General features: G+C 66.8%; 32 protein-coding genes and 1 tRNA gene. 17 read left to right on the top strand and 16 right to left on the bottom strand.

Annotated elements, in window-relative coordinates; genetic code table 11:
- Positions 1-912 carry a 1,4-dihydroxy-2-naphthoyl-CoA synthase gene (locus E3O47_RS12700; RefSeq protein ID WP_134420772.1) on the bottom strand — a complete coding sequence of 304 codons (912 nt, stop codon included), beginning with the start codon at positions 910-912 and terminating at the stop codon, positions 1-3.
- 157 nt (positions 913-1069) lie between these two features.
- On the opposite strand from E3O47_RS12700, the gene E3O47_RS12705 reads away from it, so the two are divergent.
- The 5 genes from E3O47_RS12705 to E3O47_RS12725 all read left to right on the top strand — a co-directional run bounded on the left by E3O47_RS12705 (position 1070) and on the right by E3O47_RS12725 (position 3829).
- A complete protein-coding gene (locus tag E3O47_RS12705) occupies positions 1070-1342 on the top strand; it encodes a hypothetical protein (protein WP_104100697.1) in 273 nt (90 codons plus the stop codon).
- A 214-nt stretch (positions 1343-1556) separates the two neighbouring features.
- The gene (locus tag E3O47_RS12710; protein ID WP_134570025.1) at positions 1557-2126 is read left to right on the top strand and encodes a sigma factor-like helix-turn-helix DNA-binding protein; all 570 of its coding nucleotides are present in this window, start codon (positions 1557-1559) and stop codon (positions 2124-2126) included.
- 85 nt (positions 2127-2211) lie between these two features.
- Positions 2212-2508: an ATP-dependent DNA ligase gene (locus E3O47_RS12715; protein ID WP_104100695.1), complete on the top strand. Its 297-nt coding sequence runs from the start codon at positions 2212-2214 to the stop codon at positions 2506-2508.
- Between the two features lie 29 nt (positions 2509-2537).
- On the top strand, positions 2538-2801 hold the full coding sequence (locus E3O47_RS12720; protein WP_104100694.1) for a hypothetical protein: 264 nt from the start codon (positions 2538-2540) through the stop codon (positions 2799-2801).
- A 47-nt stretch (positions 2802-2848) separates the two neighbouring features.
- Positions 2849-3829, top strand: coding sequence for an o-succinylbenzoate synthase (locus tag E3O47_RS12725; protein ID WP_104100693.1), 981 nt, complete (start codon positions 2849-2851; stop codon positions 3827-3829).
- 103 nt (positions 3830-3932) lie between these two features.
- Here the strand turns inward: E3O47_RS12725 and ccsB are convergent, their stop codons facing one another.
- The 5 genes from ccsB to E3O47_RS12750 are packed head-to-tail and all read right to left on the bottom strand — an operon-like array spanning position 3933 to position 8596.
- The gene (gene ccsB, locus E3O47_RS12730; protein ID WP_134420788.1) at positions 3933-4895 is read right to left on the bottom strand and encodes a c-type cytochrome biogenesis protein CcsB; all 963 of its coding nucleotides are present in this window, start codon (positions 4893-4895) and stop codon (positions 3933-3935) included.
- A gap of 51 nt (positions 4896-4946) precedes the next feature.
- Entirely contained in the window at positions 4947-6611 is a 1665-nt protein-coding gene (locus E3O47_RS12735; RefSeq protein ID WP_134415031.1) for a cytochrome c biogenesis protein ResB, read from the bottom strand.
- The gene (locus E3O47_RS12740; RefSeq protein ID WP_134415030.1) at positions 6595-7356 is read right to left on the bottom strand and encodes a cytochrome c biogenesis protein CcdA; all 762 of its coding nucleotides are present in this window, start codon (positions 7354-7356) and stop codon (positions 6595-6597) included. The genes E3O47_RS12735 and E3O47_RS12740 overlap by 17 nt, the downstream gene beginning before the upstream one ends.
- A 2-nt stretch (positions 7357-7358) precedes the next feature.
- Positions 7359-7955 carry a TlpA disulfide reductase family protein gene (locus E3O47_RS12745; RefSeq protein ID WP_104100690.1) on the bottom strand — a complete coding sequence of 199 codons (597 nt, stop codon included), beginning with the start codon at positions 7953-7955 and terminating at the stop codon, positions 7359-7361.
- Positions 7952-8596 (bottom strand): histidine phosphatase family protein, encoded by a 645-nt coding sequence (locus E3O47_RS12750; protein ID WP_104100689.1) that lies wholly within the window; start codon positions 8594-8596, stop codon positions 7952-7954. The genes E3O47_RS12745 and E3O47_RS12750 overlap by 4 nt, the downstream gene beginning before the upstream one ends.
- A 63-nt stretch (positions 8597-8659) precedes the next feature.
- Here E3O47_RS12750 and aspS point away from each other — a divergent pair, with 63 nt between their 5' ends.
- Complete coding sequence (aspS, locus tag E3O47_RS12755; RefSeq protein WP_166784693.1) at positions 8660-9988, top strand: aspartate--tRNA(Asn) ligase; 1329 nt, start codon at positions 8660-8662, stop codon at positions 9986-9988.
- Positions 9989-10011: 23 nt separating this feature from the next.
- Here aspS and E3O47_RS12760 read toward each other — a convergent pair whose 3' ends face one another.
- Positions 10012-10308 (bottom strand): Dabb family protein, encoded by a 297-nt coding sequence (locus tag E3O47_RS12760; RefSeq protein ID WP_104100687.1) that lies wholly within the window; start codon positions 10306-10308, stop codon positions 10012-10014.
- On the bottom strand, positions 10305-10574 hold the full coding sequence (locus tag E3O47_RS12765) for a glutaredoxin family protein (RefSeq protein ID WP_104100686.1): 270 nt from the start codon (positions 10572-10574) through the stop codon (positions 10305-10307). The genes E3O47_RS12760 and E3O47_RS12765 overlap by 4 nt, the downstream gene beginning before the upstream one ends.
- A 56-nt stretch (positions 10575-10630) precedes the next feature.
- On the opposite strand from E3O47_RS12765, the gene E3O47_RS12770 reads away from it, so the two are divergent.
- Positions 10631-11353: an HAD-IB family hydrolase gene (locus tag E3O47_RS12770; RefSeq protein WP_166784692.1), complete on the top strand. Its 723-nt coding sequence runs from the start codon at positions 10631-10633 to the stop codon at positions 11351-11353.
- A 54-nt stretch (positions 11354-11407) separates the two neighbouring features.
- Here E3O47_RS12770 and E3O47_RS12775 read toward each other — a convergent pair whose 3' ends face one another.
- Both E3O47_RS12775 and E3O47_RS12780 read right to left on the bottom strand, forming a co-directional pair.
- Entirely contained in the window at positions 11408-11506 is a 99-nt protein-coding gene (locus E3O47_RS12775) for an AURKAIP1/COX24 domain-containing protein (protein WP_003792170.1), read from the bottom strand.
- A gap of 123 nt (positions 11507-11629) precedes the next feature.
- Positions 11630-12076: a metalloregulator ArsR/SmtB family transcription factor gene (locus tag E3O47_RS12780; RefSeq protein ID WP_104100684.1), complete on the bottom strand. Its 447-nt coding sequence runs from the start codon at positions 12074-12076 to the stop codon at positions 11630-11632.
- Positions 12077-12162: 86 nt separating this feature from the next.
- Between E3O47_RS12780 and E3O47_RS12785 the strand changes: the two genes are divergently transcribed.
- Positions 12163-13593, top strand: coding sequence for a potassium transporter TrkG (locus E3O47_RS12785; RefSeq protein ID WP_134420778.1), 1431 nt, complete (start codon positions 12163-12165; stop codon positions 13591-13593).
- On the top strand, positions 13586-14257 hold the full coding sequence (locus tag E3O47_RS12790; protein ID WP_134375427.1) for a TrkA family potassium uptake protein: 672 nt from the start codon (positions 13586-13588) through the stop codon (positions 14255-14257). The genes E3O47_RS12785 and E3O47_RS12790 overlap by 8 nt, the downstream gene beginning before the upstream one ends.
- A gap of 28 nt (positions 14258-14285) precedes the next feature.
- On the opposite strand, the gene proC is transcribed toward E3O47_RS12790, so the two are convergent.
- Positions 14286-15134: a pyrroline-5-carboxylate reductase gene (gene proC / locus E3O47_RS12795; protein ID WP_104100681.1), complete on the bottom strand. Its 849-nt coding sequence runs from the start codon at positions 15132-15134 to the stop codon at positions 14286-14288.
- A gap of 62 nt (positions 15135-15196) precedes the next feature.
- Between proC and E3O47_RS12800 the strand changes: the two genes are divergently transcribed.
- A complete protein-coding gene (locus tag E3O47_RS12800; protein ID WP_134420780.1) occupies positions 15197-16159 on the top strand; it encodes a cation diffusion facilitator family transporter in 963 nt (320 codons plus the stop codon).
- The gene (locus E3O47_RS12805) at positions 16156-16869 is read left to right on the top strand and encodes a glutamine amidotransferase (RefSeq protein WP_104100679.1); all 714 of its coding nucleotides are present in this window, start codon (positions 16156-16158) and stop codon (positions 16867-16869) included. Before E3O47_RS12800 ends, E3O47_RS12805 begins: the two co-directional genes overlap by 4 nt.
- Here E3O47_RS12805 and tadA read toward each other — a convergent pair.
- Positions 16826-17305 carry a tRNA adenosine(34) deaminase TadA gene (gene tadA / locus E3O47_RS12810; protein ID WP_104100678.1) on the bottom strand — a complete coding sequence of 160 codons (480 nt, stop codon included), beginning with the start codon at positions 17303-17305 and terminating at the stop codon, positions 16826-16828. The genes E3O47_RS12805 and tadA overlap by 44 nt on opposite strands.
- A gap of 34 nt (positions 17306-17339) precedes the next feature.
- Here tadA and upp point away from each other — a divergent pair, with 34 nt between their 5' ends.
- The 4 genes from upp (at position 17340) to E3O47_RS12830 (ending at position 20444) form a co-directional block, all read left to right on the top strand.
- A complete protein-coding gene (upp, locus tag E3O47_RS12815) occupies positions 17340-17972 on the top strand; it encodes a uracil phosphoribosyltransferase (RefSeq protein ID WP_104100677.1) in 633 nt (210 codons plus the stop codon).
- A gap of 518 nt (positions 17973-18490) precedes the next feature.
- The gene (locus E3O47_RS12820) at positions 18491-19195 is read left to right on the top strand and encodes a winged helix-turn-helix domain-containing protein (RefSeq protein ID WP_104100676.1); all 705 of its coding nucleotides are present in this window, start codon (positions 18491-18493) and stop codon (positions 19193-19195) included.
- Positions 19196-19707: 512 nt separating this feature from the next.
- Complete coding sequence (locus E3O47_RS12825) at positions 19708-20142, top strand: MarR family transcriptional regulator (protein WP_241977358.1); 435 nt, start codon at positions 19708-19710, stop codon at positions 20140-20142.
- A gap of 110 nt (positions 20143-20252) precedes the next feature.
- Positions 20253-20444, top strand: a complete 192-nt coding sequence (locus tag E3O47_RS12830; protein ID WP_134342553.1) for a DUF1918 domain-containing protein — start codon at positions 20253-20255, stop codon at positions 20442-20444.
- 321 nt (positions 20445-20765) lie between these two features.
- Here E3O47_RS12830 and E3O47_RS12835 read toward each other — a convergent pair whose 3' ends face one another.
- From E3O47_RS12835 to E3O47_RS12850, 4 genes are all read right to left on the bottom strand, one after another.
- Positions 20766-22226, bottom strand: a complete 1461-nt coding sequence (locus E3O47_RS12835; RefSeq protein ID WP_134400995.1) for an NAD(P)/FAD-dependent oxidoreductase — start codon at positions 22224-22226, stop codon at positions 20766-20768.
- Complete coding sequence (locus E3O47_RS12840; protein ID WP_134420782.1) at positions 22223-23065, bottom strand: UbiA family prenyltransferase; 843 nt, start codon at positions 23063-23065, stop codon at positions 22223-22225. The genes E3O47_RS12835 and E3O47_RS12840 overlap by 4 nt, the downstream gene beginning before the upstream one ends.
- A gap of 108 nt (positions 23066-23173) precedes the next feature.
- A tRNA-Arg gene (locus tag E3O47_RS12845) sits at positions 23174-23246 on the bottom strand.
- 48 nt (positions 23247-23294) lie between these two features.
- Positions 23295-24665, bottom strand: a complete 1371-nt coding sequence (locus tag E3O47_RS12850; RefSeq protein WP_134400994.1) for an MFS transporter — start codon at positions 24663-24665, stop codon at positions 23295-23297.
- A gap of 105 nt (positions 24666-24770) precedes the next feature.
- On the opposite strand from E3O47_RS12850, the gene E3O47_RS12855 reads away from it, so the two are divergent.
- The gene (locus E3O47_RS12855) at positions 24771-25505 is read left to right on the top strand and encodes a flavodoxin family protein (RefSeq protein ID WP_104099160.1); all 735 of its coding nucleotides are present in this window, start codon (positions 24771-24773) and stop codon (positions 25503-25505) included.
- A gap of 326 nt (positions 25506-25831) precedes the next feature.
- A complete protein-coding gene (locus E3O47_RS12870; RefSeq protein ID WP_166785395.1) occupies positions 25832-26551 on the top strand; it encodes a carboxylesterase family protein in 720 nt (239 codons plus the stop codon).
- Positions 26552-26717 lie beyond the last annotated feature (166 nt).

Raw genomic sequence — 26717 nt, forward strand, 5'->3', positions numbered from 1 at the left:
CTAGAACTGCCAGTCGTAGGGACCCCAGTCGGGGTCGCGCTTCTCCAGGAACGCGTCACGCCCCTCGACCGCCTCGTCGGTGCCGTAGGCCAGGCGGGTGGCCTCCCCGGCGAACACCTGCTGGCCGACCAGGCCGTCGTCCACGGCGTTGAAAGCGAATTTCAGCATCCGGATGGCGGTGGGCGACTTGGTCAGGATCGTGCGGGCCCAATCCAGCGCCTCCGCCTCGAGTTCGCCGTGCGGCACCACGGCGTTCACGGCCCCCATCTCGAAGGCGCGCTGCGCGGAGTACTCGCGGGCCAGGAAGAACACTTCCCTCGCGGTCTTCTGCCCCACCTGGCGGGCGAAGTAGGCGCTGCCGTAGCCGGCGTCGAAGGAGCCGACGTCGGCGTCCGTCTGCTTGAACTTGCCGTGCTCGGCGCTGGCGATGCTGAGGTCGCAGACCACATGCAGGGAGTGCCCGCCGCCGGCCGCCCAGCCGGGGATGACCGCGATGACAACCTTGGGCATGAACCGGATCAGCCGCTGCACCTCGAGGATGTGCAGCCGGCCGCCGCGTGCCGTGTCGATCCCGGACGCGGTCTCTCCCTCGGCGTACTTGTAGCCATCCCGGCCTCGGATGCGTTGGTCCCCGCCCGAGCAGAACGCCCAACCGCCGTCCTTCGGGCTGGGTCCGTTGCCGGTCAGGAGCACCACCCCGATGCGCGGGTTGACGCGAGCGTCCTCGAGGGCGGCGTGCAGTTCGTCGACGGTGTGCGGGCGGAACGCGTTCCGCACCTCGGGCCGGTTGAACGCCACCCGGGCGATCCTCCCAGTCACGTCGTGGTGGTACGTGACGTCGGTGAGGCGGTCGAAGCCCGCGACTTCCTGCCACTGGGTCGGGTCGAAGATTTCGGAAACCTGTTCGATCATGCACCCAGCCTACGCGGGCCTGCGGCGCCGGAATGCGGCTGGCCATGGGCCTCTCGGAAGCTGGTTGGCATCCCCGTTTGAGCGGCAAAGTCAAGCCCCTTGAGGCCGTCGTTTCCACCCTGTGTACTGAGCTATTAAAAAATACTCGGAGGCAGTGATGGCCGACAATGGCACACGAAAAACGATCCCCACCCCACCCGCGAGAAATATCGGGATCAACGAACTCTCCCCCACGGAATGGCGCATCAGCGACCGGATGATCGCGGACGGCGATCCGGCCGCCTTGGTCGGCTTCATCCAGCGCGTGGACGACGCCTTCGAAGTGACGGATTTCGGCCGCCCCCGGGAGCGAGCGTACTTCTCATCCTTTGACCGCGCCACGGCCAGTCTCGCCCTCCGTCCGGCACCCAGCGGAACGGCACTGCGATGAGCACGGCCACGCAAGAGACCCAGCCCCCGGAGCACTCAAGCTCCCGACCGCCACCGGCCGCGAATCAGCCCCCGCCCCCGGCGTCAGCGTCAGCGTCAGCGAATTTCACCTCCGCTCCGTCGACCGCTCCCTCCCGCTACAGCACATCGACGGATGCCTTCGGCGACTACCTGCGCCGCATCGGCAGGGGCCCCTGCTCACCGCCATCGACGAGGTGACCCTCGCGCAGCGCATCGAGGTCGGGCTGTTCGCCGTCGAAAAATTGTTCCACGGAGTCGACGACCCGTCCTTGGCCCGCGAGCTGGCCTGGATTGCCCATGACGGCCGCCGCGCGAAGAACCACTTCATCGAAGCGAATCTGCGCCTGGTGGACAGCATCGCCAAGCACTACTCCGGACGCGGAATGCCCATCATGGGCCTCTTGCGGGACGGCAACATCGGCCTCGTCCGCGCCGTCGAAAAATATGACTTCATGACCGGCTACAAATGCTCCACTCACGCCACCCGCTGGATCCGCCAAGCCGTCCACCGCGGCATGGCCCAGCCCGAGGAGCACGCCGTGCTCACCATGCGGGCTTCGGACATCGTTTTCTACATGAATGCCCTGCCGCCGCGGGAGCGGTCGATCCTGATGTCCCGGTTCGGTCTCGACGGGGGCGCGCCCCAAACGCTGGACCAGATCGCCGTCGTTCAGGGCGTGACCCGGGAACGGGTGCGCCAGATCGAGAAGCGCGCACTGGCCCTGCTGAAGGTCCTCCGACTCGAGCGGTACCTGCGGGACTGAACCTCGGCCGTCCCCCCTGAACGGAGCGTAGCGGTGCTGGCGACTTCACGCTATTCTCACTTAGAACTTTGTTATCGGGGGATATATGGGCAAGCTCACGTACAACTCGTCTCTGACAGCAGATTTCGACGACCGGGTCCTCGCCCATATCCAGGTCGTCATCGGGGCGAAGTTGCGACGCGGCGAGTGTTTCTATTTCACGTGGCGAGACGACCCCCAGGGCGGCGACGGCCGCAGCACGATCTGGCTGCATCCCGCGATACCCCTGGCCTATAAGTATTTCGGCGGGCGCTCCCCCAGCCTCAACCGCGAATGGATCGAAGCCCTCATGCTTTCGGCCAATTCCTCCGGGGGCCTCCAGCTCGTGCCGGAACCACATTGACCCGCGACAGTACTGGTGAAGGACGAAGCGTGATCCGAGTCGATATTGTCTACGGCGGCGCGGAGTACTCGTTAGGCGGCCGGTCATTGGAGTCCATCCAGACCGAGGTTGAGACCGCGTTCCTGGCCGGGAAGCCCTACTGGCTGCGGGTGAACAGTGGCGGCGGGCGCTTCGAAGACGCCTACCTGCTGATCGCGCCGGGCATCCCCTTCGCAATTCTCAACGTCAAGCCGCACAACGGCCCGGACATCGATCTCGAGGTGGACGCGGCGTTCAACCAGGACGTGCTCTGACCTGACCGGCGTTCCCCGGGAGAGTCCCCGGCTGGCACACTGGGAACATGCTGCCACCACTTGCTGAGTTGCTCAGAACTGCCCGCGTCGTCGCCCTGCCCCTGGCGACGCGGTTTCGCGGACTCGACACCCGCGAGGCCCTGCTCGTGGAGGGACCGGAAGGCTGGGCGGAATTCTCCCCGTTCGCCGAATACGACGACGCGGAGGCTGCCACCTGGCTGCGGGCCGCCCTCGATTTCGGTTGGCAGGCCACGCCGCCCCTGCTTCGGGGACGCATCCCCGTGAACGCGACGGTGCCGGCGGTCACCGCCGACGAGGTCGCCGGCGTGCTCGCCCGGTTCCCCGGCTGCCGCACCGCCAAGGTGAAGGTCGCCGACCCCGGTCAGACCCTCGCCGACGACGTGGCACGCGTGCGCATGGTTCGCCGTGTGCTCGGGCCGGAGGGGCGCATCCGTGTCGACGCGAACGGTCTGTGGAACGTCGATGAGGCGGAGCACGCCATCCACGCCCTCAACGAGTTCGACCTCGAATACGTGGAGCAGCCCTGCGCCACCATCAAGGAACTCGCCGAGATCCGCCGCCGCACCGGCTACCTCGACGTCGGCGTCGCCGCCGACGAAAGCGTACGCCGCGCCAAGGACCCGCTGCTGGTGGCCCGCACGGGTTCGGCCGACATCCTCGTGATCAAGGCCGCGCCGCTCGGCGGAATCCGCGCCGCCCTGGCGCTGATCAACCAGACCGGGCTGCCCGCCGTGGTCTCAAGCGCCCTCGACACCTCGGTCGGCATCTCGATGGGCGCCCACCTGGCCGCCGCGATTCCGGAACTCAACTTCGACTGCGGACTCGGCACGGCGTCGCTCCTTGCTGCGGATGTCACCACCGACCCGCTGCTGCCGGTCGACGGCGGCATCCCGGTGCGTCGGGTGACCCCCGACCCGCAGCTGCTGGAGCGTTACGCAGCCGCGGACGATCGGCGTGACTGGTGGCTGGCCCGCCTGACCCGCTGCTACGCGCTACTCGCCGACTGAACCAATTCGACGGAGATTCTGCGCAAGAAGAGGGTTTTCGGCCTGTTTGGCGGCGATCCGGCCGAAATCTCCGTCGAATTCGTTAGGAGCGAGGACCCCTGGTCTAGAGGCCGGAGTAGGAGTGCAGGCCCTTGAAGAAGACGTTGACGATGCCGAAGTTGAACATGACGGCGGCGAAGCCGATGATCGACAACCAGGCGGACCGTGATCCGCGCCAGCCACGGGTCGCGCGGGCGTGGATGTAGCCCGCGTATAGGGTCCAGATGATGAATGTCCAGACCTCCTTGGTATCCCAGCCCCAGTAGCGGCCCCAGGCCTGTTCGGCCCAGATCGAGCCGGCCATAAGGGTGAAGGTCCACAGGATGAAGCCGATGATGGTGACCCGATAGGCCAGGTTCTCCAGCGTGGCCGCCGACGGCAGGGTGGCCAGGAACCGCAGCCGACCGCTCTTCGCGGACGCGAGGAGCGACTCGCGCCGGAACTGGAGGAGTTGCACGGTCGAGAGGGCGAAACCGAGTGCGAAGAAGCCCGTGCCCAGCGAGGCGACGAAGACGTGAATGACCAACCAAGCCGACTGCAGGGCCGGCGGCAGGGGCGCGACCTCGACGTAGAAGCGCAGCGCCGCGATGCCGAGAAGCACCAGCACCATGCCGGTGACGAAGGTGCCGAGGAAGCGCAGGTCGGCGCGGGTCAGCACAATCAGGAACACCGAGACGATCAGCAGGGTGCCCGTCATCGCGAACTCGTACATGTTCGCCCAGGGGACGCGCTCGGCGGCCACGCCGCGGAGCACCGCCGACACCAGGTGGATCAGCCACGCCAGCACGGTGAGCGAGACGCCCACCCGCAGGCTGGCTGAGCGGCCGTAGGGGGTGACCGCGTCGTTCGCGATGCGAGCGCTGATGCGGGTGAGGGTGGTGGTTCCGCCCGCCGCGCCGGCCGCTTCCGCGCGCGCAGATTCGGCCCGGCGCACCTGTGCGTCTGCCGCCGTGGCGGAGGTGACCGCCGCGGAGCGCTTGGCCAGGTCGAAGGAAAAGGCGATGAACGCGAGGGCGTAGACCGCCATGGCCGAGTAGAGGCTCAGAATGGAGAGCTCGTTGAGATTCACGATGACAGCCTATTTCTGTTCGGATGCCGGGGTGGCCGATTGGGAGGATAACAGCAGGTCCGTGTGCCGATCGGCGAGGTCGCTGACGGCGGATTCCAGGGTCGGGTCCTCGCCCCGGGCTAGACCCGCGTATTCGAGGCGCAGCGAGCCGTCCTGCTCCGGCACGGCCTTCACCCAGACCCGCCGACGTGGCACGAACAGTGACGTCAGCAGGCCGAGCAGGGCCAGAACGGCGAAGGACAGCACCCAGAGCTGGGTGGGGTCGTGGTGGATGTCGAACGAGGCAAACCGCAGCACCGAACCAGAGAAGTCCCCGTTCTGCGCCCCCGGGTTGGCGTCGTCGAAAGTGACGGACCCGAGGCCGTTCGGCAGTTCCCGGGTTTCCCCCGGCTTCAACTCGATCGACTCCACGCCGGTCTTGCCCCCGGTGAGCTGGGTCATCTTGTCGATGTCGAGCGAGTAGACCGACGTCGGCACGCCCGCGTCGAGCCCCAGGTCTCCCGAGTAGACGTTGAGGGTCAGCAGCGGGTATTCGAGGTCAGGGAAGGAGGAGAAGAAGGCCCCCGAATCCGCGGTGGCCTGGGTCGGGTAGAAGAAGCCGATCATGCCGAGTTGCTCGGCGAGCCCGTCGGGAACCTTGATCACGCCGAGGGAGGTGAGGTTGGCATCCTGCGGCAGGAACGGCACAGAGTCGGTGAAGACGACCACCCCGTTCGGGTCCTTTACGGTGAGGGTGGGGGCGTAGCCGTTGCCGAGCAGGTAGACGTCGGTGCCGCCGGTGCGGGCCGGCCCGTTCACCTTCACCTGGCTGGCCTCTGCGGCCTCACCCCGCGGGGTGATGGTGACCTCTGCTGTGAAGTCGATCGGCTGGCCGTAGGCCTTGAGGTTCTCCTCCTCGTAGGTGACGTCGAAGTTGTCGAGGGTGAGTTTATAGGGCGTGAGGCTGGTGTCGTTGAAGAACCGGCCGGGGTTGAACGAGTCGTAGGCCAGCAGGGTGTTCACGAAGGTCTGCCCTTCGACCAGCACACGTTGGCCGCTAAACCCGAAGCCGCCACCGAAACCGACGGTGATCAGGATGCCGACCAGGGCGAAGTGGAAGACCAGGTTGCCGGTTTCACGCAGGTAGCCGCGCTCGGCCGAGACCGAGGTCTCCCCGCGATTCTCGAAGACGGCCGCCCGGTAGCCGCTGGTCTTCAGAAGCCTGCGGGCGGACTCGACGGCGGCCTGGGCATCCGTGCCGGCCGGAGCGATGCGCGCCGTGAAGCCGGCCAGCCGGGACAGGCGGGCGGGGGTGCGCGGCGGCTTGGCCCGCAGCGCGAGGTAGTGGTGCCTGGTGCGCGGGATGACGCACCCGATCAGCGAGATGAACAGCAGCAGGTAGATGGCCGAGAACCACGCCGACGAGTAGACGTCGAACGCCTGAACCGTGTCGAGCAGCGGTGCGAGGTCGGGGTTGTCGGCGAAGTACTGGGTAACCCCGTTCGGGTCGGAGCTGCGCTGGGGTACCAGGGATCCCGGCACGGCGGCGATCGCGAGAAGCAGCAGAAGGAACAGCGCGGTGCGCATGTTCGTCAGCTGGCGCCAGAACCAGCGCAGCCAGCCTGCGAAGCCGAGGTGCGGTTGCACGATTCCCGCGGAGGCCGGGGCGTCGTAATGGTCAGATGGCCGGGACATAACTTCCGATCGTTCCTTGCAGGTCGAGGAGCCAGGCGTTCCACACGCCACTGACCATGAGCACGCCGATGAGAACGAGGAGGAGACCGCCAAAAAGGTTGATAGCCCTGACGTGCCGTTTCAGGAAGGAAACGGCTCCGGTCGCCCAGCTGAGGCCGAGCGCGATGAGAAGGAACGGGATGCCCAGCCCGAGCGCGTAGAACAGGGCCAGCAGTCCCCCCTGCCAGGGAGAGCCCGTGGTCAGGCTGAGAGAGTTGATGGCCGTGAGCGTAGGGCCGGTGCAGGGGGTCCAGCCCACGGCGAAGACCGCGCCGAGCAGAGGGGCGCCGGCCAGGCCCATCCCCGGTCTCCAGGTTGCCTTCACGCTGCGCTGCGCGAAACCGAACTGGCCGACGAACACCAGGCCGAGCAGGATTACCACGACGCCGGCGATGCGGGTGATCGCATCTCGATACTGGTTCAGCCAGAATCCGGCAACCCCGAAAATGACACCGGTGAGCACGAAGACGAGGGTGAAGCCGAGGATGAACAACAGGACCCCGAGCAGCAGACGGTTGCGGCCCCGGCGGTCGCCGCGCGCGGCGGTCGAGCTGCCGTCGGTGAAGCCGCCGATGTAGGCCAGGTAGCCGGGCACGAGCGGGAGGATGCAGGGAGAGGCGAACGAGACGAGCCCGGCCAGCACGGCGATGGGAATGGCCAGGTAGAGCTGGCCGCTGAAGACGATCTCGCCGAAGGGGTTGTCCACGCCTACGAATCCTCGGCGATCGCGTCGCGCACGAGAGTTTCGAGGATGGAGGGCTCCGAGATCGCACCGAGGATGCGGGCCGCGACCCGGCCTGACCGGTCGAGCACCAGCGTGGTGGGAACGGCGTTGGGCGGGATGCTGCCGCTGAACGCGAGCTGCATGCTCCCGTTGTCGACGTCCATCACCGACGGGTAGGTGATGCCGAAGCTCTCGTTGAACGCGGTCGCGTTCGCGGCCTGGTCCCGCACGTTGACGCCGACCCAGTGGGCGTCCGTGCCGGCGAATTCCTCGTTGAGTTTTTGCAGGGCCGGGGCTTCCGCCCGGCAGGGCGCGCAGCTGGCGTACCAGAAGTTGACCACGACGACCTCGCCGGCGTAGTCCTCGCTGGAGAGCGGGTCGCCGTTTTCGTCGGCGCCGCTCCAGGAGATGGGATCGCCGCGCTCGGCGGCCGGGATCTCGGTCCAGCTGCCGTCACCGGCGATGAAGCCCTTACTGCTGCCCTCGCGGTACTGTTCGGCGAGCGGGTCGGCGGAGCAGCCGGTCAGCAGTAGCGCCACGGCAACCAGAGCGGTGACGGCGGCGCGGGGACGAAGGTTCATACGGCTCCTACGTCCGAGGCGCCGACCTGCAGCGACAGGGCAGGGTTGGAGTAGCCGGTCTCGTCGGGGAAGCCGCCGGGCCAGGACAGGGTTGTGATGCTCGACAGGTCGCAGCGGCGTTTGCGCGGGTCGTGCGGCAAACGCTGCCGGGCCAGGGCGCGGTGCACCATCCAGATCGGAAGCTGGTGGCTGACGAGCACGACGTCGCCCTCGTCGACCGAGTTGCGGGCATCCTCGATCGCGGCGAGCATGCGCTTCGCGATCGAGTCGAACGGTTCGCCCCAGCTGGGACGCAGCGGGTTGATCAGCGCGTGCCAGCTGCGGGGATCGCGCAAGGCCCCGCCCGTGCCCCGCATCCGTTTGCCCTCGAAGAAATTGGTCGGCTCGATGATGCGCGGGTCGATGTCGACCGGAAGGGTGAAGGCAGCCGCGATCGGAGCGGCCGACTCCTGCGCACGCTGCAGCGGTGAGGAGATGATGCGGGCGACGGGGCGCCCGCGCTCCACCAGATCGGCGGCAGCCGCCTCGGCCATCTGAGCCCCCAGATCGGAGAGGCGGAATCCGGGCAGGCGTCCGTACAGAACGCGCTCGGGATTGAAAACCTCACCGTGCCGCACAAGATGTACCTGTCTGGCTACCACGTTCCCAGTCTACGGAGGGGGCACCCGCGAATACGCCGAGAGCCGTGCGGCTAAACTTGACCGGTGACTGAGCGCATAGTGATCAAGAACCTGGCCGCCCTCGACAACGGACCCGTGACGGTGTCCGGGTGGGTCGACACCGTCCGAGACCAGAAGAAGGTGCAGTTCGTCGTGCTGCGCGACGAATCCGGCGCGGTGCAGCTCGTGAACCCGCGCACCACGGATGCCGACGGCATTGTCGTCGCCGACGAACCGGCCACCACCATCTCCACCCTGTCGCAGGGCAGCTTCGTCACCGTCACCGGTGAGCTCAAGCACGACGAGCGCGTCAAGCTCGGCGGCATCGAAATCAAGCTCGCGACCCTCGAGGTCGTCACGGTCGCCATCCCCGAGACCCCGATCGCGGCCGACTCCAATCTTGACAAGCGCCTCGACTGGCGCTTCCTCGATCTGCGCCAGCCCAAGCAGAACCTGATCTTCCGCCTCCAGACCACGTTCGAGCACGCACTGCGCACGTACTGGATCGACAATGACTTCATTGAGCTGCACACCCCGAAGCTGATGGCCAGCGCGAGCGAGTCCCGCGCCGAGCTGTTCGAGGTGGAGTACTTCGACACCAAGGCCTACCTCGCGCAGAGCCCGCAGTTCTTCAAGCAGATGGCCCAGGCCGCCGGCTTCGGCAAAATCTTCGAGGTCGGACCGGCGTTCCGCGCCGACCCGTCGTTCACCAGCCGTCACTCCACCGAGTTCACCAGCGTCGACTCCGAGATCAGCTGGATCGACAGCCACGAAGACGTCATGCAGCTGCACGAAGAGCTGCTTGTCGCCGGATTCACGGCCGTCAAGGAGAAGCACGGCGACGAGGTCCTGGCCCTCTTCGGGGTCGAGGTCACCGTGCCCAGTACACCGTTCCCGCGCATCCCGCTGGCCGAGGCCAAGGAGATCGTCAAGACCCGCGGCTACGAGGTCCCGCGCGATGACGACGACATGGACCCCGAAGGCGAACGCCGGATCGCCGCCTACGTGCTCGAGACCTTCGGCCACGAGTTCGTCTTCCTCACCGACTACGCCTCAAGCATCCGGCCGTTCTACCACATGCGCCACGAGGGCGACGCGAGCATCACCAAGAGCTATGACCTGATCTTCAACGGCACCGAGATCTCCACTGGAGCGCAGCGCGAGCACCGCATCGACATTTTGGTCGAGCAGGCCAAGGAGAAGGGCGTCGACCCCGAGGAGATCGAGGGCTACCTCGACTTCTTCCGCTACGGCGTTCCGTCGCACGGCGGGTTCGGCATGGGCCTCGCCCGGGTACTCATGCTGATGCTGCACCAGGCCAGCATCCGCGAGGTCACCTACCTGTTCCGCGGCCCGACGCGCCTCGAGCCGTAGCCGAACGGGCCGTAGCCGAACGGTCAGACGGCGACGTCGACGGCCATCCTCGACGATACGACGGAACGGATGAAGGTTCCCGCCGCCTGGTGGGCGGGGTGCACCTGGTAGCGGTTGACGGCGTCCAGGTCGTCAAAGTCGGCGATCAGCACGACGTCCCAGTTGGAGCCGCCGGCGACGTCGAAACCCACCTGCAGCGAGCGGATCTCGTCGACGACGCCCACGAGCCCTTCCAGGCGGACCGCGATTCCGGCCGCGGCGGCGGCCTTCTGGACCGGGTCGGCCGGGGCTAGTTGCCAGGAGACGATGTGCCGGATCATTGCACGGCCAGAAGCGCCGTGCGCAGCCGCAGTGGATCGATGCGCCAGTAATTGTGCACCTTGCCGTTGAGCAGGAGCACCGGGATGTCCTCGACGTACAGGGCGTGCAGCTCGGCGTCGTCGAGAATCGAGCGCTCTTCGAGCACGATGTCGGGGGCGGACGGGTCGTCGGCGAGTTTGGTCACGACGCTGCCGACCAGATCCCGGGCGTCATCGCAGAGGTGACAGCCGGGCTTGCCGACCAGGGTGAGGAGTGCAGTAGCCATTGCTCCAGCCTATGCTGGCTCGCCGACGCAACACGCAACTAGACTTGACCGCACACATGTCCGAAGACACCATCGCCCCCGCAATCGCGTTCTTCGACGTGGACAACACCCTCCTGCGCGGCGCCAGCCTGTACCACCTCGGTGTGGGTGCCTGGCGGCGACGACTGGTCACCGGCCGGGACCTGCTCTCCTTCGCCTGGAAACAGGCCCGATTCCTCTACGTCGGCGAAAACAGGATGCACCTCGCGAGCATCCGGGAGCGCGCGCTGGAAGTGGTCGTGGGCTACAGCCGGGACGAACTCGTCGCGCTCAGCACGGAGATCTTCGACGCCCGCCTCTTGCAGCGGCTCTGGCCGGAAACGGTCGCCGTCGCCCGTGCGCACCTTCAGGCCGGGCGCGAGGTCTGGCTCGTCTCCGCGACCGCCCAGGAGGTGGCCGACGTCATCGCCGAACGGCTGGGCCTCACTGGCGCGCTCGGTACCAGGCTCGAGGCCGTCGACGGAATTTTCACCGGCCGCCTCACCGAGGGTGTCTGCCACGGTGTCAGCAAGGCCGTCGCCGCCAACGCCCAGGCAGAGCGCAGCGGTGTCGACCTGGCCGTCTGCTGGGCCTACTCCGACTCCCACAACGACATTCCGTTGCTGGACCTGGTCGGCAATCCGGTGGTCGTGAATCCGGATGCCACGCTCCGCCGCTATGCCGCAGCCCGCCACTGGCCGGTGATGATCCTCAAACGCGGCAGCATCACGGCCGCCACCCGGGCAAGCAAAAAGCGCTAGACCCCAGGGGCCTAGCGCTTACGCCGGTAGCTATTTCAAACGGTCCAGAACCGTCTACTTCTTATTGCGACGCTGGTGGCGAGTCTTACGAAGCAGCTTGCGGTGCTTCTTCTTCGCCATACGCTTGCGTCGCTTCTTGATTACAGAACCCACACGGACCTCACAAAAGAATTGGTTTCGCCGCGGGATTCGCGACAGACACGGTAGATATCAGTCTACCGGAAAAACAACACTCTCCGACGCGGTGTGCGCATTCGGGCGCTCAAGCGCCGCCGACTAGTCGATTCTTCGCCATTTTCGGGGCTTCGCATCTTTGACCGCATGCGCCATTTGGTATGATGTCTCCGCAAAGGCCTTTCCGATGGCCGCGGCGAATGCCCGCTGTTCCACCTTCAAGCCCTCGGTCTCCTCGGTCGGCTCCTCGGCGGTGGCATCGAAGTCGACGCTGAGGAAGGGAATCAGCCAGTCTTCGATTTCCTCGAGCGGCGCGTAGTCAAGATGGTAATACCGGTGCTGACCGGCTTCTCTCACGCCCACCAGGCCCGCTTCGCGCAGCACCTTCAGGTGCTTCGAGATGGTTGGCTGGCTCAGGCCGAGCTTGTCGACGATGTCAGACACGCTCAGCTCTCCGCCGGCCGTGTTCGATTGGTTGTATCGCTCGAGGAGAATGCGTAGAATTTCGCGTCGGGTCGAATCCGCCACCACGCCGAAGATGTCTGCCATGCCTCAAGGCTACTCATTCCCGGTGGGGGATACCATGTCGACGGCCGTTCGTCGCGAGCAAGTCGGAGGTTTCAGTGCAGACACGGATGGCGGATTCCGCCTTCGCACCGCGTCCCACCAGTTGGTACGCCTGGTTGCGAGACTCAGTGGACGGTCTGGTCCGCAGCTCGCCGTCCCGATTCGCCATCCTCGTTTTCACCGCGCTGGTCCTGGTGTTCACCCTCCTATTCTCTTTGCCCATCGCCACGGCAGACCGCATCGTCACCCCGCTGCACGACGCCCTCTTCACCGCGGTGTCCGTGATCTGCGTGACCGGCCTAGCGACGGTGGACATGGCCACGCACTGGTCGGCCTTCGGCAATGTCCTGGTGGTGGTCGGCGTCAATATCGGCGGGGTCGGCGTGCTGACCCTCGCCTCCCTGATGGGAATGGTCATTTCCCGGCGCCTGGGCCTGCGCGCCCGGCTGATGGCCGCCAGTGACACAAACCCCTCCCGCATCCATGCCGGACCGGTCAATGAAGGACAGGCCGTTCGCCTGGGCGAGGTCGGCAACCTGCTCGTGACGGTCGCGATCAGCGCCTTCGTAATCGAGCTGGTCGTGGCTATCCTGCTCTTTCCGCGTATCCTCGCGGTCGGGACACCTGTCGGCGAGGCGCTCTGGCAGAGCGTGTACTACGCGGCCATGGCGTTCACCAACAGCGGCTTCTCCCCCAACGTCGGAGCTTTGGCCCCGTTCGCCAGCGACTACTGGTTCCTCAGCGCCTTGATGGTGGGCGCCTTCCTCGGCAGCCTGGGTTTCCCGGTGATCTACGCCCTCGCCCGGGGCTGGCATAGCCCCAGACGCTGGTCGCTGCACGTGAAACTGACCCTCTTCACGACCGTGGTGCTGCTCGTGGCCGGCGTTGCCGTGTACATCGCGCTCGAGTTCGACAACCCGAAGACGTTCGGGTCGCTGAACGTGGGCGACACGATCTTCCAGTCGCTCTTCCTGTCGATGATGACCCGGTCCGGGGGCTTCGCGACCATCGACATCAGCGACCTGCAGGGGGCGAGCCTGCTCGCCACAGACATGCTGATGTTCATCGGCGGCGGCTCCGCGTCGACCGCCGGCGGCATCAAGGTGACGACCCTGGCCATCCTCTTCCTCGCCGCCTTCGCCGAGGCCAGCGGACGAAGCCAGATGGAAGCGTTCGGCCGCCGGATCCCCAGCGACATCCTGAGGCTCGCGGTCAGCGTGGTGCTGTGGGGCGCCACGACGGTTGCCGTGTCCAGCATCCTGATCCTGCAGATCTCCAAGGCGCCGTTCGACCAGGTGCTCTTCGATGTGATCTCCGCGTTCGCCACCTGCGGCCTGTCGACGGGCCTGACCGGCGAACTGCCTCCGGCCGGAGTGTATGTGCTGGCGGCAACCATGTTCATGGGCAGGATTGGTACAGTGACCCTCGCGGCTGCCCTCGCCGCGAGCCAGAGCAGGCAGTTGTTCTCCCGTCCGGAAGAGAGACCCATCGTTGGCTGACCGCTTCAAACACGACGCACCGGTGCTCGTGATCGGCCTCGGCCGGTTCGGCGCGGCCACCGCGGGGCAACTCGACCGGCTCGGACGGGATGTGCTCGCCGTCGACGACAGCGCGGTCCTCGTGCAGAAGTGGTCCGAACGCGTCACGCACGCGGTGCAGGCCGACGCCACCTCCCTGGAAGCGCTCCGCCAGATCGGCGCGCAGCAATTCTCGATCGCCGTCTGCGCCGTCGGCTCGTCCGTCGAGGCCAGTGTGCTGATTGCGGCGAATCTGGTCGACCTCGGGATCCCGCAGATCTGGGCGAAAGCGATCTCCAAGTCGCACGGCACGATCCTCGAGCGCATCGGGGTGAACCACGTCGTCTTCCCGGAGGCACAGGCAGGCGAACGCCTGGCGCACCTCGTCTCCGGACGCCTGCTCGACTTCATCGAATTCGACGACGACTTCGCCCTGGTCAAGATGATCCCGCCCAAGCCGATCCGGGGCCTGAACCTGACCGAATCCGGGCTGCGCCGCAAGTACAACGTCACCGTGGTCGGCGTGAAGAGCCCCGACCGCCCCTTCACCTACGCCACCGAGAAGACGGTCATCACCGACCAGGACCTGATCATCGTCTCCGGCACCGAGTCCGACATCGAGCGGTTCGCGTCGCTGGAGTTCTAGGGGCCTGGAGTTCTCGTGGCCTGGAGTTCTAGTGGCCGGCGAGTTCGCGGGCCCGGGCGAGTGCGGCATCCGTCGCCCGGTCGAACAGGTCCTTGATCCCGCCCTTTTCCAGCTCCCACACGGCACGCTCGGTGGTGCCGCTCGGGCTTGTGACCTGGCGGCGCAGTTCCGTCGGGGACAGGTCGGATGCCACCAGCAGGCTCGTCGCACCGAGGAAGGTGCCGTTCACCATGACCGCGGCCTCCTCCGGGGTGAAACCCTTGGCGATCGCCGTGGCGGTGAGCTGCTCGATCAGGTAGAAAACGTAGGCCGGACCTGACCCGGAGATGGTGCTGAGGGCATCGAGCTTCTCCTCCGGCACGACCAGGACGTCGCCGACGGTGCCGAAGAGGGACCTCGCGAGCTCGAGATCGGTGTCGCTGGACCGCGTGCCGGCGCTCAGCCCGGTGACGGCCTTGCCGACGAGGGCCGGCGTGTTCGGCATCGAGCGGATGACCGACACGGATTCGGGCAGCGACGCCTCGAACGTGGCAATGGTGACGCCGGCGGCGACACTGATGACGAGCGTGCCCGGTTCGAGACTGTCGGCGATCTCGGCCAGCAGGTCGAGGACCATGACGGGCTTCACGGCGACGATCACGATGCGCGCGCCGGCGACGGCCTTGCGGTTGGCCGTGGGCTCGTCGGCGGTGGCCCAGGCGGTGACGCCGGGGATTCCTGCGAGTTCGTCGGCCTTCGCCGTGGAGCGGTTGGTTGCCCGGATGCCGCCCAGAACGGTCACATTCGGGTTCAGCAGCCCGGTCAGAACGGCCCTCGCCATCGATCCGGCGCCGAGGAACGCGATGGCGGGCAGTGTGGTGGTTGCAGTCGAAGTCATCCGACGAGTCTACTTTCGCCCCCTGTGCCGGGTCCGTCTGGTGTGCATTCTAGGATTGCCCCATGAGCACTTCTGGCGGGAACAAAGCAATCGTGGCGGCACTCCTCGCCAATCTGGGGATCGCGATCACGAAATTCGTGGCCTGGGCATTCTCCGGTTCCTCCTCGATGCTCGCCGAGGGCGTGCACTCCCTGGCCGACTCCGGAAATCAGGTGCTTCTGCTCGTCGGCGGTCGCAAGGCCAAGCAGGAAGCCGACAAGGAGCATCCATTCGGCTACGGCCGGGAACGCTACGTCTACGCGTTCGTGGTGTCGATCATCCTGTTCTCCGTCGGCGGCGTCTTCTCCCTTTACGAGGGTGTGCGGAAGCTGCAGGACCCGCACCCGCTCGACGTGCCGTGGCTGCCCATCGTGGTGCTGCTGGTCGCCATGGGCCTCAAGTCCTTCTCACTTCGCACCGCCATCCAGGAATCGAACCTCGTGCGCGGCAACCAAAGCTGGGTGCAGTTCGTGCGGCACGCGAAGGCGCCCGACTTGCCCGTCGTGCTGCTCGAAGACATCGCCGCTCTCGCCGGCCTGGTCTTCGCCTTCCTCGCCGTCGGCCTCACCATCATCACCGGCGAGCCCGTCTGGGACGCCATCGGCACCCTGTTCATCGGCGTACTGCTCGTCCTGGTCGCCGTGGTCCTCGGCGTAGAGACCAAGAGCCTCCTCGTCGGCGAAGGCGCCGGTAAAACGGATGCCGCGGCCATCGAGCGTGCCATCCTGGCCGGTCCGGAGACGCGCAAGATCATCCACCTCAAGACCCTTTACCTCGGCCCGGACGAACTGCTCGTCGCCGCCAGGATCGCCTTCGAGGCCGACAGCCATTTCTCCGATGTGGCAGCGGGCATCAACACCGTCGAAACCCGCATCCGCGAGGCCGTGCCGGCGGCCCGCGTCATCTACCTCGAGCCGGACCTGTTCTTCGACCCCAACCGCCGCACGCCGCCCACCGACACCATCGTCATCAAAGGCAGCGAGTGACCCGCACCGCGGTCGTCCTGCGCCACGATGACACGATCCACCTCGGCAACCTCGAACCGGTGCTGCGGGAGCACGGTTACTCCATTCGCTACGTCGACACGCTCAAGGAGGATGTGCGCGCCCTCGACCCGCGGGAAGCCGACCTGCTGGTCGTTCTCGGCGGCGAGATGGGGGTCTACGAGGCCGACGAGTTCCCCGCGCTGCACGCCGAGATCGACCTGCTCACGCAGCGGCTCGGCGCCTCTCTGCCCGTCTTCGGCGTGTGCCTGGGTGCGCAGCTGATGGCGAACGCCCTGGGCTCCCGCGTCTACCGCGGGCCGACGAACGAGATCGGCTACCGTTCCGTGGAGCCCACGAAGGCCGGGGCGACCTCCCCGCTGCGGCACGTCAGCGGCGTACCCGTCTTCCAGTGGCACAGCGACACGTTCGACCTGCCCGACGGGGTGACACGGCTCGCCGGGTCCCCCCAGTACGGCAATGAGGCCTTCGGGATCGGAGACTGGGCGCTGGCCGTGCAGTTCCACCCGGAGGTCACCGAGGAGATGCACGAGGTGTGGCTGGCGGCCTCGGAGGCGGAGGTGGCCGCCGAGGGCTTCGACGTGGGCGACCTGCGCCGCGAACGCGAACGTTACTCCAGCGGTATGCAGAACGCTTCCCGGTCCATGTTCAGCGAATGGCTCGACGGTCTGGGTCCGCGAAGAACGCCCTGAGCAGTTCCCCGCATTCGTCAGCGTCGACCTCGGCGTAGACCTCAGCGCGGTGATTGAGCCGGCGGTCACGCAGCACGTCGTAGACCGATCCGGAGGCGCCGGCCTTCTCGTCCCACGCGCCGAAAACCACGACCGGCACCCGTGCGGCCAGGATCGCGCCCGCGCACATCACGCAGGGCTCCAACGTCACCACCAGGGTGCAGCCGGTCAGGTGCCAGTCCCCCAGGGACGCGGCAGCGTGACGGATGGCGACGATCTCGGCGTGGCCGGTGGGATCCTGCAGCGCTTCGCGCTCGTTGCGTCCGCGGCCGATCACACGGCCGGACGGGTCCAGCACCACCGCACCGACGGGCACATCCCCCGTTTCGAGGGCAGCGCGGGCCTCGCAGAGCGCGAGCCGCATCCATTCGCTGTGCCGGCGATCGACCTCGCCCATCTACGTTCCCCTCCCCGACTAGTAGATTGAGCCTATGCGAGTCCACGTAGCCGACCACCCCCTGATCACCCACAAACTCACGGTACTCCGAGACAAGAACACGCCGTCGCCGATCTTCCGGTCACTTGTCGAAGAGCTGATGACCCTCCTCGCCTATGAGGGGACCCGCGGCGTGCGAGTCGAAGACGTGACCGTGCAGACCCCGGTCTCCGAGGCCCGCGGCGTGCAGATCAGCGACCCCAAGCCGCTCGTCGTGCCGATCCTCCGCGCCGGTCTGGGCATGCTCGAGGGCATGGTCAAACTGCTACCGACGGCAGAGGTCGGCTTCCTCGGCATGGCCCGCAACGAGGAGACCCTTCAGCCCGCCACCTACGCGGAGCGCCTGCCCGACGACCTCTCCGACCGCCAGTGCTTCGTGCTCGACCCGATGCTGGCCACGGGCGGTTCGCTGATCGCAGCCATCCAGTTCCTCTTCGACCGCGGCGCCGTCGATGTCACGGCCATCTGCATCCTCGCCGCGCCTGAGGGGCTAGCCGCGGTCGAGAAGGCCCTCGAGGGCCGCGAAGTGACCATCGTTCTCGGTGCCGTCGACGACAAGCTTGACGAGCACGGATACATCGTTCCCGGCCTCGGTGACGCCGGCGACCGCCTCTACGGTTTGGTCTAGCTCTAGCGAGCACCAATTCCGTCGGGCGGCGGACACCGCAGGTCCTGCGACATGCCGGGCGCCAGTACCCGGCATATTCAAGAATCTTTGATGAAATTAAATTTAATCATGGAAACTTTCATGCTTTCGCGATCCGCGGTGGATTCTCCGATCCGCCGCGGAGCCACCGAACGTGATGCGTGTCACACGGCGTCATCCTTGGTTGCAGAATTGACACACGCCGTAACAGTGGGCTTTACTCGCAACTATGACAACGAGCGCACGCCCCCAGACCTCCTTCGAGGCCCCCGGGACTGCCGGCATGGTGATGCCCGGCAGCTGCTGTGCGTGTTGCCGAATGTCCCGCTAAGCAGCGAACACCTCGCCGAGTTCCCGCCCCGCTGACTTCACGCGGCCGGCTGGTTGAACTCCGGAGCCCCTCTCGCTCCCTCCAGGCCTCACCGGCCGCACTTTTTCGAACCCGGAACAGCTCCTCAGCGTCGGGTTCACCTGCAGTACCCCAGCCAAGGATTACTCTCATGTCGCTTGCCCACATTGACACCGCCCGCTCGGCCCAGGCCGCACGCCTCGAACGCCAGGCCGTTCCGACGCCCGCCGCACCCCGCATCCGCGCCGTGCCCGAGGGCACTCAGGCCCGCGGCTTCGTTTTCTACGTCGGCATCGACGAGGCCACGGCCGCCGCGGCCGGGACCAGCCTCAGCCGCATCGTCGAGGCGCTCAAAGCCCTCACCGGAACCATCGCGCCGACCGCGGAGACTCATGCCGCCGTCGCACTGGCGCCCGCCGGAGCCGGTGGACGCGACGTCGACGTCGTGCGCCTCGCCCTGCAGGACCCGACTGCGCTGGCCCGGCACCGCACTGTGACAGACGACCCCGACCGCGCACTCGGCGGCGTCGTGGTGGACATCTCCCGTAAGCGAGTCATCCTCGACGGCGAGACCGCGGCGCTCACCTACAAGGAATTCGAGCTGCTGCAGTACCTGGTGCTCCGCGAAGGCCGCACCATCGAGCGTGCCGAACTGATCGCCAAGCTGTGGAACGCCTCCGACGAGGAAGACGCGCCGAATGAGCGCACCATCGACGTGCACGTGCGTCGCCTGCGCGCCAAGCTCGGTCGCTACGAAGACATCGTGCGCACCGTGCGCGGGGTCGGCTACCGCTTCGACCGGCACGCCGACGTGTCGATCCGCCAATCGAGCACGCCGAGCCCGGACGTCTTCTAGCTTCCCGCTGTGTGAGTCCCGCCGCCGTGGGCGATGAGGGTTCGCCGATTGGGGTTTTTGGGGCCTTACAGCGACTCTCCTCGAACGAATTCGACGGAGATTCTGCCCAAATCGTCCCCGCAATACTCCGAAAAGCAGTTTCAGACCAGAATCTCCGTCGAATTGGTCCAACACCGGGCACGGCGCTCCGCCCGGGATGAACAACATCCACAAATTGCGGTCGGTTCTCGCCTTCCGGGAGCGACGCTGCAAAACAATTCGACGGCGATGGCGTGACAGAGGGCCGGTCGTAGTAGCTACGACCGGCCCTCTTCCCTTGCACCAAGAGTGTCCTGCAATCACATTTCGCGTCTTCCGCCACAGCAAACGGTTGACGCACTTCGAATATATAACGAACGCGTAACGAAGCGCCACTTGTTCGTCATTCTTTTTTTGTTCAAATCCCCACGAGTGGGGGAGGCGTCCCGATGCCGAGTCCCTATTCTTGGAGATCAAGGATATGTGGAGGCAGCGTGACCGATCGAGCCGTGGCCGTGGCCGCCTGGGAATCACTGTTTCGTGCCCAGGTTGCCATTATGCGCAGCCTGGCCGCCGATTTTCCGGCTCATGACATCTCGTTCAACGAGTACGACGTAATGTTCAACCTGTCCCGGGCCGCCGGGCGGCGCCTGCGGCTCCGCGATTTGAATCGGCAGGTGCTGTTGACCCAGCCGAGCGTGAGCCGTCTGGTCGACCGACTGGCCGCACGGGGCTATGTGCGGAAGCACACCGACCCTACTGACGGCCGCGGCGCCCTGATCGAACTGACGGATGCCGGCTTCGACCTGTTCCGCCGGGTCGCTGTCCAGCACATGGGCACCATCACCGACCGCATCGGCGACACGCTCGGCACCGACGAGCTCCTGCAACTCACCGCCCTCTGCGATCGCCTGCATGGCGCGGACTGACCTGCACCGCCCAGGTTGCGCCGCCTTGACGGAACCCGGCGCGCCGCCTCTCGCTGCCCTGTGCAGGGGGCGCGAGCGGGCGTACGGTGATCCGCGAGGAGGTAATTCCCATGCATGCAGCACAGGGAGACCGGGTCGTCCTCCGAGGAAAGACGGTAGAAGCACCGGACCGGCACGATGAGATCGTGGAGGTTCGCGGGCTTGACGGCGAACCTCCCTACCTCGTGCGGTTCAGCGAAGGGCATGAGAGCATCCTGTTCCCCGGCACGGACTTCATGATCGAGCACATCGAACCTCGCTAGCACAGGATGCCGGAGGGTACGGCACACGCATCCGGCCAGGTCAAGGGGGTACTGCGCCCACATCACCCGAGTCAACTTCGAAACACGCGTTGCAGATCGTGGCGGGTACAAGATCAGAAGCTTCAGCCATGACAATCACGTGTCCTTTTTGCCACTCGACAGCTCGCCTGACGCCGGACCCGGTGCACGCCGCACACCGCGCCCTCCCCGTCTACGTGCTGACCTGCTTCGGCTGTGATCGCGCCAATGTGCGCCCCGAGTCGGCGCATCTGCCTCGGCCGGACCTGGCCGTTCGCTGATCCGGCGGCCGTCACTCCTCGGTCAGCGGGCGTCGAGGCGGCCGATCAGCTTGTGGGTCGCTGTCATGGCGCCGCCGAGCACGGCCGGTATACCGCCGCCGGGGTGCACCGATGCCCCCACCCGCCACAGCCACGGGCGTGCCCGGCTGGTGTACCCGGGGCGGTGGAACGGCCCGCTCTGCCAGAGCGGGTTGGTGGCGCCGTAGAGCGCACCACCGGTGGAGCCCCAGCCAGCGAAGTACCGCGGATCAAGCACGACGTGATCACGGAACAGCTCGCTGATCGGCCGGTCCAGGCCCACGGCGGCGCTGACCCGCGCGACCTCACGCGCCACCCACGGGCTGTCGAGGTCATAGCGGCGGCCGTCAGCGGGCGCGGTGAGAAGCACCGCCACGGTGGCCCGGTCGTTGGCATAGACCTCGTGCGGCCGGTAATAGTTCAGGAAGGCCATCGTCTGCTCGGGCACAGCCCCGGCATCGAGACTGCGGTGCAGGGCGGCCGGGTCGTCGGGCAACACCACGGAATGCGTGGCGGTGCCCTCCGGCAACGAGGTCTCAAGCACGGCATAGATGGCCACGCCGGAGCAGGACAGCTTCCGTGGCCGGACCGGCGGCACGCCGAGCAGCCCGTCGAGCACCCCACGGTCGAGCCCGCTCACGATCACGTCGGCCGGATGCGTCGTCGTCGCCGTGGTCACGAGCCCTTTCGACACGGCTGTGACGGGCTCGCTAATGCGCACGACCGCGCCGGCGTTCAACGCGAGCCGGTGCAATGCGAGCGGCAGCTCGTTCACACCGCCCTCGGGAACCCACACGCCGTCCCTGGCCATGATCGCCGGCATGCTCGCATACAGTGCGAGGGTCCGCCGGGGAGAGACACCGGCATTGAGGGTGTGGATGGCGATGACCTCACGCAGGCCTTCGGGCATCCAGCTCAGGCCGTCGAGAAAGCTGCGCGTGGTCAGGCGGGTGCCGTAGAGCCGAAACACGTTGCGTACGGCCGGCAGCGATGCCGGATCGGCCGGGTCGGCGGTCAGCATGCTCGTGAGTTGAGGCCCCAGGCCACCGTGTTCTTTTTCGAACCGGGTCCAGGCCGCGTGCCACGGGTGACCGGCGGGCACCGGCAGGACGGCGTCCGCTCCCCGGTAGAAGTACCGGCCCACCTCAGGCAGTCTCCGCAACGTCACCGCGGCCACCGCGGCGGCTTCGGCGGGAACAGAGCGGCGGGCGCCGAGCGCGTCGTAGCGGGCCAGCAGCTCCTCCCAGACCAGAGGGAAGGTGACCAGCGCCGGTCCGGTGTCCACGTGCTGCCCGTCGATTTCGAGTCGTCGGCTCTTTCCGCCGATCCAGTCGGAGCCCTCCAGCACCGTCACCGAATGGCCGGCGCGGGCCAGCAGCGCGGCGGCCGTGAGCCCGCCGACTCCCGCGCCGAGCACGACGATGCGCTGCGGGGTCAGGTTCGTCTTCCTGCGGGATCGTGTCATAGGAGCTCCTTGAGCAAAAAAACTGCCACGAGCTGGGCCCCGGCGACGGAACCTGCGACGTAGGGGAACGCGATCGAGTAGCGGTACATTCGGCGGGCCGTCATCGGCGTGGGGCTGCGCCCCAGCGACCCCACCAACCAGCCGGCGATGAGCGCATTCACCACGGCGACCGGCCAGTTGATCAGCGCGAAACCCGCGGTGGACAGGGCCCACCACGCGCCGCTCCACACCACGGAGCCGCGCGCGCCGAGATGAACGGCAGTGGTTTGAATTCCGGCTGCACGATCCTCGTCGATGTCCTGCACCGCGTCGTAGGTGTGCTTGGCCACACTCCACGCCATGAGTCCGATCGCCGCCGCCCAGACCGGTGACTCGCCGAGGGCGAGAGGCACGAAGACCAGCGGGAAAGCGTAGGCGGCATTACTGAGCGAGTCGAGGTAGCGCCGGGCTTTGAAACGCAGCGGGGGTGCCGAGTAGAAGATGAAGATCACCATGTACGCGGCGATCCAGGCGAGCGCCGCCGCCGGCAACGTAGCGAGGAAATACGCCACGAAAGGCGCGTTGGTCAGCACGACTCCGAGCACGATGGCGCGGGTTTCCGAGCTGAGGATGCGGGCCCCCTCGAGGCCACCCTTGCGGGCGTTCCGGGCATCCGTTTCCTGGTCGAAAATGTCGTTCACACCGTAGATCAGCAGGTTGAACGGCAGCGTCACCCAGAGGAGCAGCGGAACAATCTCCCACCGCCACAAATCCCCGACCAGCCACATGGCGATGACGGTGGTTCCGATGGTGTTGACCCAGAGCACCGGTCGGGAGATCTGAACCAGGCGGGTGAGCACTTTCTCACTCTATCGCTGCGAGAGACCGCGTTTTTTCGGGTGCCGACGCCCGTGCATTTCGGACAAACAGGAAACCCCCGCAATCTGCTGATTGCGGGGGTCCAGATGTGCGCCCGAAGGGATTCGAACCCCCAACCTTCTGATCCGTAGTCAGATGCTCTATCCGTTGAGCTACGAGCGCAGGCTGCCCAGAGCTAAGTACTCTCTGACAACTTGAAAACTATAGCAGTTATTCGGGGTGCTCCGGCGCGAGAACCGGACCCGAGGTGCGGATTCCGAGCCAGGAGGCGAGCCCGCCGGCGAACATCAAGCCCGCGACGACGACCATCACGCGCTGGAATCCCGGAACGTCGAGCGTAGTCCCGATGATCGTGCCGGCCAGAGCCACCGCGACTAGACCGGCCACCCGGGCGACGGCGTTGTTGATGGCCGAGCCGATGCCTGCCTGCTCGGGCCGGATGGAGCCGAGGACCGCGGAAGTGAGCGGCGCCACGGTGATGGCCAGGCCGAGGCCGATCACGACGACGGCCGGCACGACCTGCGACCAGAGCGCGATCGGCGGCACCGCCCCGAGTAGCAGCAGGAATCCGGCTCCTGCCACCATCGGGCCCACGGTCATAAACGCGCGCGGTCCGTAGCGGCCGGCCAGGGTGCCGAACAGGGTCGCGAAGAGCAGGAGCATGGCGGTCGCCGGGATGCCGGCGAAACCGGTTACGGTCGCCGAGAAGCCGCCGACCTGCTGCAGATAGAGCGTGAACACGAAGAAACCGAGGCCGAGGGCGGCGTAGAAACCGACCGTAGCGATGTTACCGACGCCGAAATTGCGGATCTTGAACAGGCTCAGGGGCATCATCGGATGCGGCGCGCGCGCCTCCCACCAGAGGAACCCCGCGAAGGCCAGCAGCCCGACGACAAGCGGCACGAACACGACCGGGCTGGCCCAGCCCAGCCGCCCCTGCTCGATCAGGGCGAAGACCGGACCGCCCAGCCCGAGCGCGGCCAGGCCGGCGCCCCACGCGTCGATGGGGGCCGCCGGACGGGTGCGCACCGGCTCGTCCAGGCCGGCCAGCAGCACCAGGGTAACCATGATGGGGATCACGTTGAGCCCGAAGATCAGGCGCCAGCTGAGCGTGTCCACCAGGATGCCGCCGAGCACCGGACCCATGATGCCCGCGATGCCCGTCCAGCCGGTCCAGGCCCCGATCGCTCGAGCCTGCGCCGCCCCCGAGAACGTCGAGGTGATGAGCGCCAGGGAGCTCGGCACGAGCAGAGCCGCCGCCACGCCCTGCAGCACTCGGGCCAGCACGAGCGCACTCCCCCAGGGTGCGACCGCGCACGCCAGCGAGGTGATCCCGAACCAGACCAGTCCGATTCGGAGCACCCGCACCCGGCCGAACGTGTCCGAGAGTGACCCGGCCACGAGGATCAGGGCGCCCAATGACAGCAGGTAGCCGTCGACCGCCCATTGTTGCAGCACCAGACCGCCGCCGAATTCCCGAGAAATCGCCGGCAGCGCGACCGTGACGATGGAGCCGTCCAGGAACGCCACGAACGACGCCAGAATGGCCACGATCAACACCCGATGCTCTTTGGAAATCACTCTCCCAGTTAACCCGACTCGCGGCCCGATCGAAGGCCCGATCCGGAGGGCGCGGGCCCCGGTGTGGCCCTAGACGAGGTCTGGGGCAGGTGCAAAACTGACGCCATGACCGCGATCCGCAACACCCAGGCATCCTTCGAATACGCCGGCCTTCGGGCCCTATTCATCAATTGCACCCTCAAACGAAGCCCCGAAATCAGCCACACACAGGGCCTGATGAACCTCAGCATCAACCTGATGCACGAGCAGGGCGTCCACGTCGAGAATATCCGGGCCATCGACCACGACATCGCCTCGGGCGTCTACCCCGACATGACCGAACACGGCTGGGCGACGGATGCCTGGCCCGCCCTGTTCGACAAGGTGCGCGCCTCCGACATCGTCGTGATCGGCGGACCGATCTGGCTCGGCGACAACGGCTCGGTCACCAAGCGCGTGATCGAACGGCTCTATGCCATGTCGGGGGAGCTGAACGACAAGGGTCAGTACGTCTACTACGGCAAGGTGGGCGGGGCCGTCATCACCGGCAACGAGGACGGCGTGAAGCACTGCGCGTCGAACGTGCTCTATAGCTTGCAGCACATCGGCTTCACGATTCCGCCGGCGGCCGACGTCGGCTGGATCGGCGCGATCGGTCCGGGCCCGAGCTACCTGGACCCGGGTTCCGGGGGGCCGGACAGTGACTTCACGAACCGCAACGTGACCTTTATGACCTGGAACCTGATGCACCTGGCCGCAATGCTGAAGGCAAACGGCGGCATCCCCGCCTACGGGAACCTCCGCGCGGAGTGGGACGAGGGCGAGCGGTTCGGATTCCAGCCGAACCCGGAGTACCGATAGCGGCGTCGACGCGCCCGAAGTGAGGACACCATGACCGCGACCCCGCGCGAGGTGGCGTCGGCCTGCCCGCGGAGCCGCTTGCAGGTGCGGGTCACCGGCGGGATCGTGCGCGGCGTGGACGACAATGGCATTCGGCCTGGCGCGGCATCCCCTACGCTGCGCCACCCGTGGGCGAGCTGCGGTTCCGGGCCCCGCGGCCAGTGAGGAGTGCCTGAGTGTCAACGTGCTTCGGCCGGCGTCGGCGTCGCGTAGACGGCTGGGCCGCCCGGTGATGGTCTTTATCCACGCTGACCACCGCCGCGGTAGCCGACCTGACCCAGGCGGCCGTGGCGCTGCAGGCGCGCACGCCGGATGCCAGCCCGGGCACCTTCTGCCTGATCCCGGTGATCGACGTGGATTTCCTGCCCGAGCGGCCGCTCGACGCCTTCCGTCACGGGACCGCGCACCGGGTGCCGCTGATCATCGGCACCAAAGAGCGGGAGGGGTCGCTGTTCCGGGGCCGGGTGGACATCCTGCCGAAGTCGCCGACGCGTATCGCGGCCATCTTCGACCACGCCCCGGTGAGCCCGCACGACGCGATGCGCTCCGTCTACGCGAGCCTGCCGGCGAAACAGTCGTCGTCGGACTGCGGCGGGGATTTCGTGTTCTGGTATCCGGGCCTGCAGATCGGTGACTTCCACTCCCGGGTCGCGCCGGTCTATACGTACCGGTTCGACCTGGTCCCGCGGCTTAAGCACACGCTGGGCATCAGCGCCACACACGGAATCGAGCTGTTCGCCCTGTTCGACCACGTCGACGGCCCCACGGCCCGGGCCATGACCCTGCTCGGCGGGCGGGAACTCTTCATCAACGCGGGCGATCGGATGCGCCTGCACTGGCTTCGCTTCGCCTGCACAAGGCGGCCCGACGACACCTGGCCGACCTACTCGGAAACCGACCGGCTGACTCTGAGACGAGGTCGGTCGCATCGAACCGGATCCGCGAGGAGAGCGGCGGGCGGTCTGGCAGGAGTTCCTGCCGAACTTCTAGCGGGTAGCGGCGGTTGAGCCCGTCGGCGTGAGCTCCCCAGTTGAGCTCCCCGGTTGAGCTCCCCGGCATTCCTGCGCCGGCCCCCGGCCGAACGAATTCGACGGAGATTTTGCTCAGAACCGGCCCAGAACATCCGTTTGGGCTCGAAATCGGTAAAATCTCCGTCGAATTCGTTAGGGAGCC

Source organism: Cryobacterium sp. TMT2-17-1, assembly GCF_004402765.1.
Taxonomy (GTDB): domain Bacteria; phylum Actinomycetota; class Actinomycetes; order Actinomycetales; family Microbacteriaceae; genus Cryobacterium; species Cryobacterium sandaracinum.